At 73.1% G+C, this 16,205-nt stretch carries 14 protein-coding genes; 7 read left to right on the forward strand and 7 right to left on the reverse strand.

All coding sequences use genetic code 11. The features are described 5' to 3' along the window. The 3 genes from ABT381_RS05280 to fdhD all read left to right on the forward strand — a co-directional run. Positions 1-1,226, forward strand: a 1,226-nt coding sequence (locus tag ABT381_RS05280) for a complex I 51 kDa subunit family protein (RefSeq protein ID WP_351587970.1), incomplete at its 5' end; no start/stop codon positions are given. Beyond that, positions 1,223-2,083 (forward strand): 2Fe-2S iron-sulfur cluster-binding protein, encoded by an 861-nt coding sequence (locus tag ABT381_RS05285; protein WP_351587973.1) that lies wholly within the window; start codon positions 1,223-1,225, stop codon positions 2,081-2,083. The genes ABT381_RS05280 and ABT381_RS05285, both read left to right, overlap by 4 nt. A 5-nt stretch (positions 2,084-2,088) precedes the next feature. Next, a complete protein-coding gene (gene fdhD, locus ABT381_RS05290; RefSeq protein WP_351587976.1) occupies positions 2,089-2,928 on the forward strand; it encodes a formate dehydrogenase accessory sulfurtransferase FdhD in 840 nt (279 codons plus the stop codon). Positions 2,929-3,056: 128 nt separating this feature from the next. Here fdhD and ABT381_RS05295 read toward each other — a convergent pair whose 3' ends face one another. Continuing rightward, positions 3,057-3,515, reverse strand: a complete 459-nt coding sequence (locus ABT381_RS05295; RefSeq protein ID WP_351587979.1) for a MarR family winged helix-turn-helix transcriptional regulator — start codon at positions 3,513-3,515, stop codon at positions 3,057-3,059. 100 nt (positions 3,516-3,615) lie between these two features. Here ABT381_RS05295 and ABT381_RS05300 point away from each other — a divergent pair, with 100 nt between their 5' ends. Beyond that, positions 3,616-4,566: a quinone oxidoreductase family protein gene (locus tag ABT381_RS05300; RefSeq protein ID WP_351587981.1), complete on the forward strand. Its 951-nt coding sequence runs from the start codon at positions 3,616-3,618 to the stop codon at positions 4,564-4,566. Between the two features lie 294 nt (positions 4,567-4,860). Continuing rightward, complete coding sequence (locus ABT381_RS05305) at positions 4,861-6,723, forward strand: exo-alpha-sialidase (RefSeq protein ID WP_351587984.1); 1,863 nt, start codon at positions 4,861-4,863, stop codon at positions 6,721-6,723. Positions 6,724-6,772: 49 nt separating this feature from the next. On the opposite strand, the gene ABT381_RS05310 is transcribed toward ABT381_RS05305, so the two are convergent. Further along, positions 6,773-7,342, reverse strand: coding sequence for a putative glycolipid-binding domain-containing protein (locus ABT381_RS05310; protein ID WP_351587986.1), 570 nt, complete (start codon positions 7,340-7,342; stop codon positions 6,773-6,775). Positions 7,343-7,351: 9 nt separating this feature from the next. Continuing rightward, a complete protein-coding gene (locus ABT381_RS05315) occupies positions 7,352-8,416 on the reverse strand; it encodes a bile acid:sodium symporter family protein (protein WP_351587988.1) in 1,065 nt (354 codons plus the stop codon). Between the two features lie 167 nt (positions 8,417-8,583). Between ABT381_RS05315 and ABT381_RS05320 the strand changes: the two genes are divergently transcribed. Further along, on the forward strand, positions 8,584-9,447 hold the full coding sequence (locus ABT381_RS05320; protein ID WP_351587990.1) for a LysR substrate-binding domain-containing protein: 864 nt from the start codon (positions 8,584-8,586) through the stop codon (positions 9,445-9,447). 70 nt (positions 9,448-9,517) lie between these two features. Here the strand turns inward: ABT381_RS05320 and ABT381_RS05325 are convergent, their stop codons facing one another. Genes ABT381_RS05325 through ABT381_RS05340 form a run of 4 tightly spaced genes read right to left on the reverse strand, consistent with a single transcriptional unit; the run spans position 9,518 to position 15,682 of the window. Then, positions 9,518-12,277 (reverse strand): SpoIIE family protein phosphatase, encoded by a 2,760-nt coding sequence (locus ABT381_RS05325; protein ID WP_351587993.1) that lies wholly within the window; start codon positions 12,275-12,277, stop codon positions 9,518-9,520. 53 nt (positions 12,278-12,330) lie between these two features. Further along, on the reverse strand, positions 12,331-13,755 hold the full coding sequence (locus ABT381_RS05330) for a sodium:solute symporter family protein (protein ID WP_351587995.1): 1,425 nt from the start codon (positions 13,753-13,755) through the stop codon (positions 12,331-12,333). Beyond that, positions 13,752-13,982, reverse strand: a complete 231-nt coding sequence (locus ABT381_RS05335) for a DUF3311 domain-containing protein (RefSeq protein WP_351587997.1) — start codon at positions 13,980-13,982, stop codon at positions 13,752-13,754. The genes ABT381_RS05330 and ABT381_RS05335 overlap by 4 nt, the downstream gene beginning before the upstream one ends. Next, positions 13,979-15,682 carry an amidohydrolase gene (locus tag ABT381_RS05340; protein WP_351587999.1) on the reverse strand — a complete coding sequence of 568 codons (1,704 nt, stop codon included), beginning with the start codon at positions 15,680-15,682 and terminating at the stop codon, positions 13,979-13,981. Before ABT381_RS05340 ends, ABT381_RS05335 begins: the two co-directional genes overlap by 4 nt. Before the next feature lie 219 nt (positions 15,683-15,901). On the opposite strand from ABT381_RS05340, the gene ABT381_RS05345 reads away from it, so the two are divergent. After that, entirely contained in the window at positions 15,902-16,099 is a 198-nt protein-coding gene (locus ABT381_RS05345) for a CsbD family protein (protein ID WP_351588002.1), read from the forward strand. Positions 16,100-16,205: the final 106 nt, after the last annotated feature.

Below are 16,205 nucleotides of genomic sequence, written 5' to 3' on the forward strand. Positions count from 1 at the left end.
GCTCCCCCGATCTGGTCCTGCTGCGTCGCATCGGCACCGTCGACCCGGCCTCGCTGGACGACTACCGGGCGCACGGCGGGTACGCCGCGCTCCGCCGGGCCTTCGCGCTGGGCCCGGCAGCGGTGATCCGCGAGGTGACCGAGGCGGGCCTGGTCGGGCGGGGCGGCGCCGCCTTCCCGACCGGCCGCAAGTGGGACGCCACCGCCCGGCAGCCCGACCACCCGCACTACCTGATCTGCAACGCCGACGAGAGCGAGCCGGGCACCTTCAAGGACCGGGTGCTGATCGAGGGCGATCCGTACGCGCTGGTCGAGGCGATGACGATCGCCGGGTACGCGACCGGGGCGCACCTCGGTTACCTGTATCTGCGCGGCGAGTACCCGCGCGCGCTGGCCCGCATCCAGTACGCGATCGACCAGGCGCGTGCGAGAGGGCTGCTCGGCGACGACGTACTGGGCCAGGGGTACGCCTTCGACATCGAGATCCGGCGGGGCGCCGGCGCGTACATCTGCGGCGAGGAGACCGCGATCTTCAACTCGATCGAGGGGCAGCGCGGGGAGCCGCGCAGCAAGCCGCCGTTCCCGGTCGAGAAGGGCCTGTTCGGCAAGCCGACGGCGGTCAACAACGTCGAGACGCTGGTGAACGTCCTGCCGATCCTGGAGCACGGCGCCGCGGCCTACGCGGCGACCGGCACGGAGGGCTCGACCGGCACCAAGCTGTTCTGCGTCTCGGGGGCGGTGGCCCGGCCCGGGATTTACGAGCTGCCGTTCGGGGTGACGCTGGGCGGGCTGCTGGAGGCGGCGGGCGGCTGTACGGGGACGCCGCGCGCGGTACTGCTCGGCGGCGCGGCCGGCGGCTTCGTACGCCCCGACGAGCTGGACATCCCGCTGACCTTCGAGGGGACGCGGGCCGCCGGGACGACGCTCGGGTCGGGTGTCGTCATGGTCCTGGACGAGACGGTCGACCTGCCGCGGATCCTCCTGCGGATCGCGGAGTTCTTCCGGGACGAGTCGTGCGGGCAGTGCGTGCCGTGCCGGGTCGGGACCGTGCGCCAGGAGGAGGCGCTGGTCCGTATCAGGGACCGTACGGGGGCCGCGGCCGCCGACGACATCGCGCTGCTGCGGGAGGTCGGCCGGGCCATGCGGGACGCCTCGATCTGCGGCCTGGGCCAGACCGCGTGGAACGCCGTGGAATCCGCCATCGACCGTCTGGGGGTCTACCGATGACCGCTGTCCCGCTGCAGCCGCCGCGCCGGCTGATCGAGTTCACCCTCGACGGCGAGGCCGTCCGCGTGCCCGAGGGCGCCACGATCCTGGACGCCTGCCGGGCCGCCGGCAAGGACGTGCCGACCCTCTGCCAGGGCGACACGCTCACCCCGAAGAACGCGTGCCGGGTGTGCGTGGTGGAGGTCGAGGGCGCACGGACACTCGCCCCGGCGTGCTCCCGGCGCGCGGAGCCGGGCATCGCCGTCCGTACGGACACCGAGCGGGCCCGGCACAGCCGCAAGGTGGTGCTGGAGCTGCTGGCGTCCTCGGTCGACTTGTCGACGACTCCGCGCGCGGAGGACTGGATCAAGGAGTACGAGGCGAAGCCGGAGCGCTTCGGCCCGGGCGCGGCGCGTGTGAACGAGGAACCGAAGGTCGACAACGACCTCTATGTCCGCGACTACGACAAGTGCATCCTCTGCTACAAGTGCGTGGACGCGTGCGGCGAGCAGTGGCAGAACACCTTCGCCATCGCGGTCGCCGGGCGCGGCTTCGACGCTCGTATCTCCACCGAGCAGGACGCGCCGCTGACCGACTCGGCGTGTGTGTACTGCGGCAACTGCATCGAGGTGTGCCCGACGGGCGCGCTCAGCTTCAAGTCGGAGTTCGACCTGCGGGCCGCGGGCACGTGGGACGAGGGGCGGCAGACGGAGACGACGACGGTGTGCGCGTACTGCGGGGTGGGCTGCAATCTCACCCTCCATGTGCAGGACAATGAGATCGTCAAGGTCACCTCGCCGCACGACAACCCGGTGACCCATGGCAACCTCTGCATCAAGGGCCGCTTCGGCTACCAACACGTACAGAACCGGGACTGATCAGTATGGGCAGGGTCACCGAGCGACGGCGCGTCATCCGGATCCGCGACGGAGCCGTGAGCACCCGCCCGGACACCCTGGTCGCCGAGGAGCCGCTGGAGATCCGGCTCGGCGGCAAGCCGCTCGCCATCACGATGCGCACACCCGGCGACGACTTCGCGCTCGCGGCCGGCTTCCTGGTCAGCGAGGGTGTGCTGGGCAGCGCGGCGGAGCTGGCGAATATCGTCTACTGCGCGGGGGCGACCGACGACGGCAGCAACACGTACAACGTCGTCGACGTCCAGCTCGCGCCCGGCGTGGCCGTCCCGGACATCACCCTGGAACGCAACGTCTACACGACGTCCTCGTGCGGGCTGTGCGGCAAGGCGAGCCTGGACGCCGTGCGGACCACGGCGCGCTTCGCGCTCAAGGACGACGACGCGATGACCGTCGAGCCGGCCACGCTGTCCGTACTGCCCGACCGGCTGCGCGCCGCCCAGCGGGTGTTCGACCGTACCGGCGGGCTGCACGCGGCCGGACTGTTCACGGTCGACGGTGAACTGCTGGACCTGCGGGAGGACGTCGGTCGGCACAACGCGGTCGACAAAATCATCGGGCGGGCGCTGCAGCAGGGCCGGCTGCCGCTGTCCGACACCGTCCTGATGGTGTCCGGGCGCGCCTCCTTCGAGCTCGCGCAGAAGGCCGTGATGGCGGGCATCCCCATGCTCGCGGCGGTCTCCGCGCCGTCCTCGCTCGCGGTCGACCTGGCCGCCGAGACCGGCCTCACGCTGGTCGGCTTCCTGCGCGGCAGCTCGATGAACGTGTACGCGGGCGAGCACCGCATCGCCCTGAGCTCCCTCGACTGAGAGCGCCCCTCAGGAGTGGGCAGACGGGCCCGGCCGGCGGGGTGCGCCCCCTGCGCCGGCCGGGCCTCCCAACTGCGCGTCGCAAGCCCTGACGGGCCGCCGGAACAGCGGATGCCAGGGCCCGGCTGTCAGCTGCAGCGGTCGTCCAGCCCCGGTGTCGCGATGCGCGTCAGCAGGTCGACGAGCTGGTCGCGCTCGGCCGGACTGAGGGCGGCGGTCAGCTCCGCGTTGGCCGCGTCGCCGAGCTTCTGCGTGCGGCGCAGCGTGCGGCTGCCGGCCGGCGAGATGGTGACGGCGTTCTTGCGGCGGTCGCCCGGATCGGGCGCGCGGGTGACCAGTTCCTCGGCGACCAGGTCGTTGACGATCGTGACCATGTCCTTGGGGTCGATGCTCAGGCTGCGGCCCAGGTCCGCCTGGGAGACCGGGCCCAGTTCGGCCACGGCCGACAGCACGGCGTGGTGCATCATCCGCATGCCCTCGCGGGCCAGCGCTTCGGCGACGAGCCGGTGGCCGCGGGCTGCGGCGCGGCCGAGGAGCCAGCTGGGGAGGGCGCGGATGCGCGTGGGTACATAGGGGGTTTCGGCCATGCCATCAGCCTATCGAGCGAACGCAAAAACCATGGGGGCAACCAACGGTTTCTACAGTACCGTTGGGGCTCCCAACGTTTGGCGACCCCTGGAGGTGCGCGTGCGGCGCGTCCGGTTCCACGAGTACGGCGGTCCCGAGGTACTGCGGATGGAGGAGGCCGAGGCGCCCGTGCCCGGCCCCGGTGAGCTGCTGGTGCGCACGGAGGCGATCGGGGTGACGCTGCCGTCCGTGCGCGCGGTGCGCGGCGACGGCAACGGCGGGGGCCCGCCGCTGCCCGGCGTGCTCGGCGGCGAGGTCGCGGGGGAGGTCGTCGGCACCGGCCCGGACGTCACGGCGTACGCGGTGGGCGACCGGGTCACCGGGCTGCCCTTCACGGGCTCGTACGCCGAACTGGTCACCGTGTCCGTCGCGCTGGCGAGCCGGATTCCGGACGGCGCGAGCGCGGTGGACGCGGTGGCGCTGGTGCGCGGCGGCCAGGTGGCGCTGACCGCGCTGCACACCGCGCGGCCCGTGGCGGGCGCTGCCGTCCTGGTCACGGGCGCGGCGAGCGCGACCGGGCACCTTGCGGTGCAGCTCGCGAAGGTCCGGGGCGCGCGGCGGGTGGTCGCGGCGGTGAGCGGCGCCGCCCGTCCGGCCAAGGCGGCCTTCCTGCACGGGCTGGGCGCCGACGAGGTGGTGACGTACGGGGCGGAGTCCTGGGGCGAGCCGGCCGAGATCGTCCTGGACGGGGTCGGCGGCGAGCTGCTGCCGCGGGCCCTCGCGGCGTGCGCGCCCGGCGGGCGGCTGATCTTCTTCAACTCCGGCGGCGGCACGGTACCGGCGTACGAGCTGCTGGCCGGCGCGAAGACCGTCACCGGCATGACGATGCGCCACTTCGCCGCGCACCAGCCGGAGGTGTACGCGCGGCACGGCGCCGAGCTGTGGGAGCTGGCGCGGGACGGCCGGCTGCGCCCGGCGGTGCACGCGGAGATCCCGCTCGCGGAGGCCGCCCGCGCGCACGCGGTCATCGAGGCGCGCACCAATCTCGGCAAGGTCGTCCTGATCCCCTGAACGGCCGTACTCGGACGGCACCGGCGCTCCCCGGCCAATCCGGGTGACGCACGCTCCTTGCCGGGGCGCCTGCGGGACAAGTACCTTCCTCCGCACGAACATGGGACGTGGGATGTCCATACGTGGGATGTCCAGATGATCCGCCCGGCGGGTCTCCGGGAGGCTTCCCGGGCCCGCCGCGCGGCCGACGCCGATGCCTCGCCGATGCCTCGAAGGGCAGGTCGGACCATGACGTCAGATCCGAGCGAACACCGCAGTCCCGGCCCGAGACCCGTGCGACGCCGCTGGTGGGCCATGCTGGCCACGGCGGCGCTCGCCTTTCTCCCCCCGGCTCCCGCACACGCCCAACCCCCCACCGAGGCGGCCCCGGCCGGCCTCACCCAGCAGGTGCTGTTCAAAGCCGCCCAGGAAAAGGGCTACGCCTGCTTCCGTATCCCCGCGATCGTCACGACCCCGCGCGGCACCCTCCTCGCCTTCGCCGAGGGCCGGGTGCACGACTGTGGGGACGCCGGCGACATAGACCTGGTGCTGAAACGGTCCACCGACGGCGGCCGTACCTGGGGCCCGCTCCAGGTCGTCAACGAGGGCGGCGGCGACACGCACGGCAATCCGGCGCCGGTCGTCGACCGCCGCACCGGCCGCGTGGTCCTCGCCGAGACCTACAACAAGGGCCGCACGGACGGCCGCAACTGCGATATACCGTGCGACCGCACGCCGCACCTGCAGTACAGCGACGACGACGGCCGCACCTGGTCCGCGCCCCGGGACATGACCTCCGCGCTCCGCCCGCCGTCGTGGAACTCCTGGTACGCGACCGGACCTGTGCACGGTATCCAGCTCACCCGCGGGCGGCACGCAGGGCGCCTGGTCTACGCCGTCAACGCCGAGAGCTACGAGGGCGGCCGGATAACGGCCAACCACGCGGCGCTGATGCACAGCGACGACGGCGGCGCCACCTGGCGCACCGGCGCGGTCGACACCTGGCCGACCGCGCCGGACGGCACGTTCCGTCAGAAGCCGTCCGAGATGACGCTCGTGGAGCGCGCGGACGGCGGGATCTACGTCAACGGGCGGGAGCAGGACGGCACGGACCTGGGGCACCGTACGGCGGCGGTCAGCCGGGACGGCGGCCAGTCCTTCGCCGAGCCGTTCCGGGCCATCCCCGACCTGTACTCGCCCATGGTCCAGGGCTCGGTGCTGCGGCTGCGGTCGCGGGGTACCGACGGCTACAGCAGGCTGCTGTTCGCCGCGCCCGCCGACCCCGACCGGCGGCGCACCATGACGATCCGCTCCTCGTACGACGAGGGCCGCACGTGGGAGGGTGCGGAGCGGGGCGCGGTGATCACCACCGACTGGTCCGGCTACTCCGACATGGCGAACATCTCGCACGACGAGGTCGGGCTGCTCTACGAGGGCGGCGCGGTGGACGCGCGGGACGAGATCCGCTTCGCGCGGTTCACCGAGGACTGGCTGGGGCAGCGCCGCGGCCCCGACCCGACGACGCCGGACAGCGGGGCCGGTGCCCGGCCGGCCGCCGTGCTGGGCGGCGCCCGTACGGCCGACGGCCGCTTCGGGCGGGCGCTGGCGTTCGACGGCAGGGACGACGCCGTACGGCTGCCGTTCCGCTCGTCGCTGCCGCTGGGCGACCGCGACTTCACGTGCAGCCTCTGGTTCCGGTACGAGGCGAAGAGCGGCGAGCAGCCGCTGCTGTGGATGGGCGGCGTGGGCAGCAGGGCGCCGCAGGTGGCGCTGCGCGCCGACCCCGCCAAGGACCGGCTCACGGCGGACGTCACGGCGCTCGCGGGCGCAGGGCCCGCGAAGTCCGCGCAGGCCGCCGTGGCCGGCGCGGCCAACGACGGGCGCTGGCACCACCTCGCGCTGCGCCGGTCGGACGACCGCCTGTCGCTCACTGTGGACGGTGTGCACACCACCTCGGTGGCGGACGTGCCCGGCTCGGTCAGCCGGAACGACACGTTCGGGGTGCACCTCGGCCAGAAGCCGGACGCCCGCGCGTACTTCACGGGCGCGCTGGACGAGGTACGCGTCTACGGGCGCGCCCTGAGCGACCGTGAGCTGGCCGCGGTACGGGAGCAGAACGCACCGGCGGCGGCGCCGGCCGTGCTCCGGCTGCCGCTGGACCGGGTGCGCGGCGACTGACGAGGAGGTGGAGCGGCGACCGACGAGGAGGCGCGGCGGGGGCGGCCGGTCAGCGGGTCTGGGTGCGGTGCGCCAGGTCCGGGTAGTCGACGATCAGGCCGTCCCCGTCGCACTCCAGGTCGCGCTGGAAGGTGCCCGAGGAGTACCGCACCCGGGCGCCCTCCTCCGTGCGGGCGAGGTGTTCGTAGCGCTGCCGGGACGGCTGGACCGCCAGCTCCGGCACCGACACCCACGCCATCGTGCACTCGTACGCGCCCGGAGAGCGGTGCAGCCCGTGGCGCAGCAGCGGCATCGTGTTGGTGAGCGGGCACAGCCCGAGGTCGCAGTCGAGCGCGTCCTCCAGGCCCGCCAGCGGCTCGCCGCCCGCGGTCCACCGGCCCTCGTCGTCGCGGCGCAGGTCCAGTTCGCGGCTGCCGGCGGCGCTCTCCGCCCGCACCCGCAGCCGCCGCGTCACGAAGTCCTCGCCGGTCTCCAGCTCGTACGTGATCCAGTACGCCTCCGGTACGGTGCCCACCGCCCGGCCGTGCGCGGACAGCGTCCGCTCGCCGAGGTCGACCCACGCGGTCTCGATGCCCTTGCTCGCGCTGACGTCCCAGGTGAGGACGTGATGGCCCGTCATGCAGGCACCCTAACGGCGCGCTCCTACCGGGTCGGCGGCCGACACGGTGCCGGAGGACCCGGCCTGCCCGGCCCCGTCGGCCGCCGCCTGCTCCGCCGCCTCAGCCCGGCGCGCGTACCGCTTGGCGATCACCGCGCAGACCATCAGCTGCATCTGGTGGAAGAGCATCAGGGGCAGCACCGCGAGGCTGGCCTGCGCGCCGAACAGCACGCTGGCCATCGGAAGCCCGGCCGCCAGGCTCTTCTTCGAGCCCGCGAAGGTGATCGCGACGCGGTCGGCGCGCGGGAAGCCCAGCTTCCGTGAGCCGTACGTGGTCAGCGTCAGCATCACGGCCAGCAGGACGGCCTCGACGGCCACCAGCTCCACCAGCCGCCAGAAGGAGACCCGGCCCCAGATGCCCTGCACCATGCCGGTGCTGAACGCGCTGTAGACGACGAGCAGGATCGAGCCGCGGTCGACGTAGCCGAGCACCTTCTTGTACCGGGTGAGGAAGCCCGAGATCCAGCGGCGCAGCAGCTGTCCGGCGACGAAGGGCACCAGCAGCTGGAAGACGATCGACAGCAGCGAGTCGACGGAGAAGCCGCCGCCGTCACCGCCCAGCAGCAGGGCCGCCAGCAGCGGCGTGATCACGATGCCGACCAGGCTGGAGAAGGAGCCCGCGCAGATCGCCGCCGCGACGTTGCCGCGTGCGATGGAGGTGAACGCGATCGAGGACTGGATCGTGGAGGGCACCAGGCACAGGAAGAGCAGGCCCGTATAGAGCTGCGGCGTCAGCACATACGGGACGAGGCCGCGCGCCGCCAGGCCCAGCAGGGGGAAGACGGCGAAGGTGAACGCCAGGACCGTGAGATGCAGGCGCCAGTGGCGCAGCCCGTCCATCGCTTCTCGGGTGGAGAGCCGGGCTCCGTACAGGAAGAAGAGCAGGGCGACGGCGCCGGTCGAGGCGCCCTCGGCGCCGGTGGCGGCGGCGCCTCTGGCGGGCAGCAGCGCCGCCAGCACGACCGTGCCGATGAGCGCCAGGATGTATCCGTCCACGGGGAGCCAGGAGGGGATCTTGAACTGAGGGCGGCGCATGGTCTCTCTATCGGTCGGCGGCTCGGGCGGGTGCGTGCGGTGTGCCGTACGCACCGGGGCATGGACGGTGCCCTCTCCAGAGTGCGCCTGATCGCGGCAATCGGGAAGCCCTCTTACCGTAGTCACTGTCATGCCGGAACGTGATGGGCGGGGGTAGGGTCGGGGACGTGTTCGATCCGGTACAGCTGCGGACCTTTCTGGCCGTGGCACAGACCCTGAGTTTCACGCAGGCCGCACAGCGCCTCCGTGTGCAGCAGTCGACCGTCAGCCAGCACGTGCGGAAGCTGGAGGCGGCGGCCGGCCGCCGGCTGTTCGCGCGGGACACCCACGGGGTGGAGCTGACCGAGGACGGCGAGGCGATGCTCGGCTTCGCGCGCACGATCCTGGAGGCCAACGAGCGGGCCACGGACTTCTTCGCGGGGACGCGGCTGCGCGGCCGGCTGCGGTTCGGCGCGTCCGAGGATTTCGTACTGACCCGGCTGCCGGAGGTGCTGGAGGGGTTCCGCCGGGACCACCCGGAGGTCGACCTGGAGCTGACGGTCGAGCTGTCGGGGACGCTGCACGAGCGGCTGGCGGCCGGGCGGCTGGATCTCGTACTGGCCAAGCGGCGCCCGGAGGACGGGCGGGGGCGGCTGATCTGGCGGGACAAGCTGGTGTGGATCGGCAGCGAGCGGCTGCGGCTGGATCCGCAGCGACCGGTGCCGCTGGTGCTCTTCCCGCAGCCGGCGCTGACCCGGGCCCGCGCGCTCCAGGCGCTGGAGGCGCAGGGCCGCGAGTGGCGCATCGCCTGTACGAGCGGCAGCCTGAACGGGCTGATCGCGGCGACCCGCGCGGGGCTCGGCGTGATGGCGCACTCGCTCGGCATGATCCCGCCGGGGCTGGTCCGCGTCGGATCCCGGGCGGGCCTGCCGGACCTCGGCGGCGTCGACTTCGTCCTGGTGCACGGCCGCCCGGACGCCCCGGCGAGCCGCCCGGCCGAGGCGCTGGCGGCCGCGATCCTGGCGGGCGGCGACCGGCTGCACCTTCCGTAGGGGCGACCGGCGGCACATGCCGTAAGGGCCGGAACCCGATTCGCTGAACCCCGTTCGCAGAACCCCGTGCTCAGAACCCCGTGTCGTCGAACTGGTCCAGGAGGACGTCGGCCGGGGTCTCGATGGCGGCCGCGGTGGCCCCCGAGAGCTGCTGTTCGGTCCAGATGACCTTGCCGCCGGGGGTGTACCGGGTCCCCCACCGCTGCGACAGGTGCGCGACGAGGAACAGCCCGCGACCGCCCTCGTCCGTGCTCGTCGCCCGGCGCAGATGCGGTGCCGTGCTGCTGCTGTCCGCCACCTCGCAGATCAGACAGCGGCCGCGGAGCAGCCGCAGCCGGACCGGCGGCGCGCCGTACCGGATCGCGTTCGTGATCAGCTCGCTGAGGATCAGCTCGGTACTGAATCCGATGTCCGCCAGGCCCCACTCCTCCAGCTGTGCCCCGCACTCCGCGCGCAGCCGGCCCACCTCCGCCGGGTCCGGCGGCACCTCCCAGTCCGCCACCTTCGCCGGCGCGAGCAGCCGGGTGCGGGCGACGACCAGCGCGATGTCGTCGGAGGGGCGTTCGGGCACCAGCGCGTCGACGGCGGCCTGGCACATCTCCTCCGGGCTGCGGCCCGCGGCCCCCTCCAGCGCCGCGGCCAGCATGTCCAGGCCGACGTCGATGTCGCGTACCCGGTCCTCGACCAGGCCGTCCGTGAACAGCACCAGGGACGAGCCCTCGGTCAGCCGCAGCTCCGTGGTCTCGAAGGGGTGGCCGCCCAGTCCCAGCGGCGGGGAGGGCGGCACGTCCGGGAAGGTGACCGTGCCGTCCGGGCCCATCAGGGCGGGGCCGGGGTGGCCCGCCGTGGCCACCGTGCACACCCCGCTCACCGAGTCGTAGATCGCATACAGGCAGGTCGCGCCCGTCACGCCCTCCCAGCCGCGGGTGCCCTCGCTGTCTTCTTCGCTGTCGATACGGGTGACCAGTTCGTCCAGATGGCCGAGCAGTTCGTCCACCGGCAGGTCCAGCGAGGAGAAGTTGTGCACCGCGGTGCGCAGCCGCCCCATCGTCGCCGCGGCGTGCAGCCCGTGCCCCACCACGTCGCCCACCACCAGCGCGACCCGCGCGCCCGGCAGCGGGATGACGTCGAACCAGTCGCCGCCCACGCCCGCCTGGGCCGGCAGGTACCGCCATGCCACGTCCAGCGCGTCCTGCTCGGGCAGGCCGCGGGGCAGCAGGCTGCGCTGGAGGGTCACGGCCATGGCGTGCTCGCGCGCGTAGCGCCGGGCGTTGTCGATGCAGACCGCGGCGCGCGCGGTGACCTCCTCGGCGAAGGAGAGGTCCTCCTCCTCGAAGGGCGGGGAGTCGCCCATGCGCCAGAAGCTGGCCATGCCCATGACCACGCCGCGGGCCCGCAGCGGCGCCGTCACCAGCGAGTGCATCCCGTAGTCCAGGATCCGTTGTTTCTGGACGGTGTCCTGGTTGGCCCACGCGCTGTCGCGCGTCAGGTCCGACTCCAGCGTGGCGCGGCCCCGCTCCATGGCCGCCACCTGCGGCGTGGTGGGGAAGAAGTCGACCGGTTCGCCGACCGGGTAGAGCGGCGGGGCACCGTGGCCGCCGCGGGCCGCGGTCCGCCGCATCCGCCAGTCGGTGTGCGCCGCCGGTTCGCCCCCCTCGGTCACCGTCTCCAGCAGGTCGACGGTGACGACGTCGGCGAACCGCGGCACCGCCACCTCCGCCAGTTCCTCCGCCGTGCGCACCACGTCCAGGGTCGTGCCGATCCGCACCCCCGACTCGTACAGCAGCTTCAGCCGCTCCCCGGCGATCTCCGCGCGGCCGGTCACGGAGGCGAGTTCGGTGGTGTCGCGGAGCGTCGTGACGCTGCCGCGCGGTCCGCCCGCGCGTGCGGTGGACCGTACGTTGACGGCCAGCAGCCGCTTGCCCACGTGGTGCACCTCGTCGGTGGCCGACCGCCCGGAGCACATCAGCTCCACGAGCCGGTCCGGCAGGCCGACCTCGTCGACGGCGCGCCCGTCGAGGCCGTCGGGCAGCTCCAGCAGGCGCCGTGCCTCGTCGTTGACCAGCAGCAGCCGCCCGTCGCCGCCGAGGATCACCACGCCTTCCCGCACGGCGTGCAGGACGGCGTCGTGGTGCTCGTACATCCGGGTCATCTCGGCCTGGCCCAGGCCGTGCGTCTGGCGGCGGAGCCGCCGGGTCACCAGGGCCGTGCTGCCGGCGGCCAGCACCAGGCACAGCGCGGCGGCGCCGAGCAGTACCGGCATCTGGCGGTCCACCGGGTTCTCCGCGCGCTCCAGGGTGATGCCGGCCGAGACCATGCCCACGAGGGAGCCGTCGGCGCGGGCGATGGGGGCCGTGGTGTCGACGGCCGCGCCCAGCGGACCGTCGATGACCTCGGTGTACGACTGTCCTTTGCGGGCGGCCGCCAGGGCCTGGGGGAAGGCGCCGACCACATGTTTGCCGATCAGCTTCCGGTCGGGATGCGTCACCCGGATGCCGTCCAGGCCGAAGACGACGATGTAGTCCACGCCGGACCGCTTGCGCGTCGCTTCGGCGCGCGGCTGCAGCTCCGCGGTGGGGTGCGGGCCTGCCAGCGCCCCGGCCGCGCCGGAGGAGGCCGCGAAGGTCTCGGCCACGGACAGCGAGCGGCGCTCCGCCGCGGCCTTGCTGTCCCGCTTGGCCTGGAGGGCCAGGGCCGAGACCGCGGCCACCACCAGCAGCAGGACGATGACCACTTGGAGGATGAAGACCTGTCCGGCGAGGCTGCGCGGATTCAGCAGGGAGCGCGGCCCTGCCCGCAAAGGGTGACGAATCCGACGATGTCCCGCCATAACCAATTTCTAACACTGCTGCCTCCCTCCTGCCGCAGAGCCGCGCGACCGGCCTAGGGCGCGCCCTGACCGGACGTCACCCGAGGGAGCGCCGACACCGGCTCGGTGGCCGGGCCGGGGCACAGCAGGCTCAGCCCGAACATCAGTACGCAGTTGAGTGCGACGGCGACCAGGCCGGGGTTGATGCCGCCCAGGTCGGGATCGGTCACGTACAGCACGATGGACGCCGCGACGCCGCCGAGCATCCCAGTCGAGACCGCCCACGGCCGCACCCGGCGGAAGAACATCAGCGCGAGCCAGCCCGGTACGAGCTGGCCGAGCAGGTAGTACGTCAGGTTCAGCACCGTCAGCATCAGCGTCGAGGCGGTGAGGGTGAGCACCGCGGCGGCGACCAGGAAGACCGCGACCACCGCCGTGGTGGTGCGGCGCTGCGCCTCGGGGCGGATGTTCGGCGCGAGGTTGCGGGAGACGATGCCGCCGATGGTCAGCGCGGTGACGGCCAGCACCAGGACGCCCGACAGGCCCGCGCCCGCGGCCACCACGCCCACCAGCCAGTCCGGCAGCCGGTCCTGGACGATCGCCATGAAGACCGTGTTGGGGTCCTTCACGTGCGGGCGGTCGGCGAAGGCGAAGTAGGCGGTGGCGACGAGGAACGGATACATCAGCATGTAGACCGGCATCCACACCGTCGAGGACTTGATCGCCCGCTCGGACTTGGCGGTGAAGATGTACGCGGCGGAGAAGCCCAGGTAGAACGTGACGCTCTGGAAGACGATGGTGGTGAGCGCGAAGACCATCGGCGACCCGCTCATCGTCACCTGCGCGCGCGGCACGGAATCCGGGCCGAAGACCTCCGCCGGGCCGCCGCCCGCCGTCACCGCCACCACCCCCGCGACGACGATGCCGAGCACCATCAGCACGTCCTTCAGGATCGCGACGAAGGCGGGCGAGCGGACCCCGGAGACGGCCAGGTAGAGGAAGGCGATCACGCCCGCCAGGAGCACCGACTGCACGGGGCTGATCGGCAGCCCGAGCGCCTGCAGCACGACCTGCATACCGATGAACTGGTACTGGCCCCACGGCACCAGCGCGACCAGCAGCGCGCCCGCGGTGACCAGCTCCAGGCTCCGGCTGCGGAAGTGCCGCCCGAAGACGTCGGGCACGGTCATCGCGTCGTACCGCACCCCGGCCCGCCAGATCAGCGGTGCGATGTAGTACCCCAGCGGATAGGCCAGCAGGATGTAGCCGAGGAACCAGATGCCGTAGCTCGCGCCGCCCGCGTAGATGCCCGCCGGGAAACCGATCATGGTGCCGATGCTGTAGATCTCGCCGACCGCGAGGAAGTACAGCAGCCAGGGCGGGAAGGACCGGCCGCCGACGAGGTACTCCCCGATCGACATGTTCTTCATCCCGCGCCGGGCGCTGAAGGCGACCAGGACGGAGACCGCCATGACGCCGAAGAAGATCGCCGCGGTCATCTCGCCGCCCCCTCGTCGGTACGCTCGTCCCGGTACCGCGGTTCGTCGATCCGCCAGGCCACCCACAGGCACAGGCTGGTGAGCGGGAACCACGCGAACATCCACGCCCACAGCAGCGGGATGCCGAGGACGTACACGTCCGTGTCCGCGAGCAGCGGCATGACGACGAGGATCGCCAGCGCCGGCAGCCCGAGCCCGATGCCGAGGCTCTTCCGCTTACCGCTCACCGGCCGGCCCCTCCCCCGGCGGGGCCCCCGGCGTCCAGCCCCGCGCCGCCCCAGACGACCTCGCCGCCGATGACCGTCGCGTCCACCTGGAGCGCCCGCACCGCGTCCGGCGCGACCGCGCCCGGATCGGCGGAGAGCACCGCGATGTCGGCCAGCTTGCCCGGCTCCAGGCTGCCCTTGTCGCGCTCCTCGAAGCCGAGGTGGGCGGCCTGGCTGGTGTAGCCGCGCAGCGCCGTGTCCACGTCCACCCGCTGCTCGGGCCCCAGCTCGTGGCCGTCGCGGGTCGTCCGGCGCACCGCGCACCAGATGCCCTCCAGCGGCGGTACGGGGACCACCGGCGTGTCCGAGTGCAGCCCGAAGGTCACCCCGTGCTTGACCGCGGAGGCGAGCGGGTCGATGCGCCGCGCCCGTTCGGGGCCGAGGAACCGGTCCCGGTGCCGGTCGCCCCAGTAGTAGACGTGCTTGATGAAGAAGGACGCGAGGATGCCGGCGCCGGCCATCTGGTCCAGCTGCCGCTCGCTGACCATCTGGCAGTGCTCGATACGGTGCCGCCGGTCGCCCTCCACTGGGTCGAGGCCGAGCTTCGCGTACGCCTCCAGGATCGCCTGGATCGCGGCGTCGCCGTTGCCGTGGATCGCGACCTGCCAGCCGGCCTCGTGCAGCGTGGCCACCCGCCTGCTGAGGTCGTCCTGCGGGAAGATCAGCAGCCCGTTCTTGTCCGGCGCGCAGGCGTACCCCTCCGAGACGCAGCCGGTCAGGCCCTGGAGCGAGCCGTCGGCCCACAGCTTCACGCCGGCCACCCGGAAGAGGTCGTCGCCGAGCCCGGCGACGCCCGCCTCGACCGGGCTGAGCTCGCCGCGCGACAGACCGGGGAAGAGATCCTGTACGAGGTATGCCTGGATCCGGTTGCGCAGCCGTCCGTTGCGGCGCGCCATCCGGTACGCGTCGAGTTCGGCGGGCCCGCCGACCAGCCCGAGCCCGGTGTCGTGGACGGTGGTGACGCCGGCCGCCAGATAGGCGTCACCGGCCAGCCCGATCGCCTCGGCGAGGTCGGCGGTCTCCGGCTTGGGCATGGCCGCGTAGGCGGCGAACGCGGCGGTCTCCGCGAGCACCCCGTCCGGCTCGCCCGCCGCGTCCCGGTGGATCGCGCCGCCCACCGGGTCGGGGGTGTTCCGGTCGATGCCGAGCAGCCGCAGCCCCGCCGAATTCAGTACGCAGAAGTGGCCCGAGACGTGCTGGAGGCAGACCGGCCGGTCCCTGGACACCGGGTCGAGGTCGGCGCGGGTGGGGTGCCGGTCGTCGGCGAGCAGCGTGTCGTCGTACCGGTAGCCGCGCACCCACATGCCCGGCTCGGCGTCGGCGGCGGCCTGCTCCACCCGGGCGACGATGTCGGCGATGGTGGCGTTGGGCGGGCTGCCCGCGTCGACATCGGCGGCGAGCGTCAGCCCGAAGAAGGTGGGGTGGTTGTGGGTCTCGATGAACCCCGGCACCGCGCAGCGGCCCTGGAGGTCCAGTACCCGGGTGCGCGGCCCGATGAGCCCGTGCACCGCGGCGTCGTCGTCGACGGTGAGCACCCGTCCGCCGCGCGCGGCGAGTGCGGTACGGGTCGTACCGGCCCGGTCCATCGTGCGGACCGTGCCGTTGAGCAGGACCAGATCGGCGGCTGTGCATGGATCGGCGGTACGGGGTACCTCGGGCATCGAGCGGTCACCACCTGACGCAGGCCGGCGCCTGCTGATCGGCATGGAATTCCCGACATGCTGCCCGCTGGACGACCGGCGGGACAGGACCAGATGGGGGTGGGTTCCACCGGTCCAGCCACCGGTGACCGCACCGGCCCGGCCCTCTCCGGGGTGCGGGCCGGCGAGGGGTGGGGCAGCGTGGTTGCCGTCCCGCCGACGAGACGAAGGAGTACCGGCATGGGTGACAAGGGCGCCATGGACAAGCTCAAGGGCAAGGCCAAGCAGATGGCCGGCAAGGCCACCGGCGACAGCCGTACGAAGGGCCAGGGCCGCGCCGACGAGGCCAAGGGCAAGGCGAAGAACGCCGTGGACGACGCCAAGGGCCAGACCCGGGGGATGAAGGACTCCCTGACGGACCGCGACGACGAGTCCTGACCCGGCAGCACCCGTGCGGCCCGGCGGCCCGCTCCCCGTGAGCGGCCGCCGGGCCGTCGCACGTGTACCGACGGGCCGTGGCCCGAGGGGGCCGGATCGGCGGCGG

Origin of the sequence: Streptomyces sp. NPDC000151 (assembly GCF_040301705.1) — a bacterium.
Classification (GTDB): Bacteria; Actinomycetota; Actinomycetes; order Streptomycetales; family Streptomycetaceae; genus Streptomyces.

Excerpts from the sequence above, each read along its gene's own strand:
- ABT381_RS05285 (WP_351587973.1), top strand. The coding sequence starts at position 1,223 with ATGACCGCTGTCCCGCTGCAGCCGCCGCGCCGGCTGATCGAGTTCACC.
- fdhD (WP_351587976.1), top strand. The coding sequence starts at position 2,089 with ATGGGCAGGGTCACCGAGCGACGGCGCGTCATCCGGATCCGCGACGGA.
- ABT381_RS05295 (WP_351587979.1), bottom strand. The coding sequence starts at position 3,515 with ATGGCCGAAACCCCCTATGTACCCACGCGCATCCGCGCCCTCCCCAGC.
- ABT381_RS05305 (WP_351587984.1), top strand. The coding sequence starts at position 4,861 with ATGCTGGCCACGGCGGCGCTCGCCTTTCTCCCCCCGGCTCCCGCACAC.
- ABT381_RS05310 (WP_351587986.1), bottom strand. The coding sequence starts at position 7,342 with ATGACGGGCCATCACGTCCTCACCTGGGACGTCAGCGCGAGCAAGGGC.
- ABT381_RS05315 (WP_351587988.1), bottom strand. The coding sequence starts at position 8,416 with ATGCGCCGCCCTCAGTTCAAGATCCCCTCCTGGCTCCCCGTGGACGGA.
- ABT381_RS05325 (WP_351587993.1), bottom strand. The coding sequence starts at position 12,277 with ATGGCGGGACATCGTCGGATTCGTCACCCTTTGCGGGCAGGGCCGCGC.
- ABT381_RS05330 (WP_351587995.1), bottom strand. The coding sequence starts at position 13,755 with ATGACCGCGGCGATCTTCTTCGGCGTCATGGCGGTCTCCGTCCTGGTC.
- ABT381_RS05340 (WP_351587999.1), bottom strand. The coding sequence starts at position 15,682 with ATGCCCGAGGTACCCCGTACCGCCGATCCATGCACAGCCGCCGATCTG.
- ABT381_RS05345 (WP_351588002.1), top strand. The coding sequence starts at position 15,902 with ATGGGTGACAAGGGCGCCATGGACAAGCTCAAGGGCAAGGCCAAGCAG.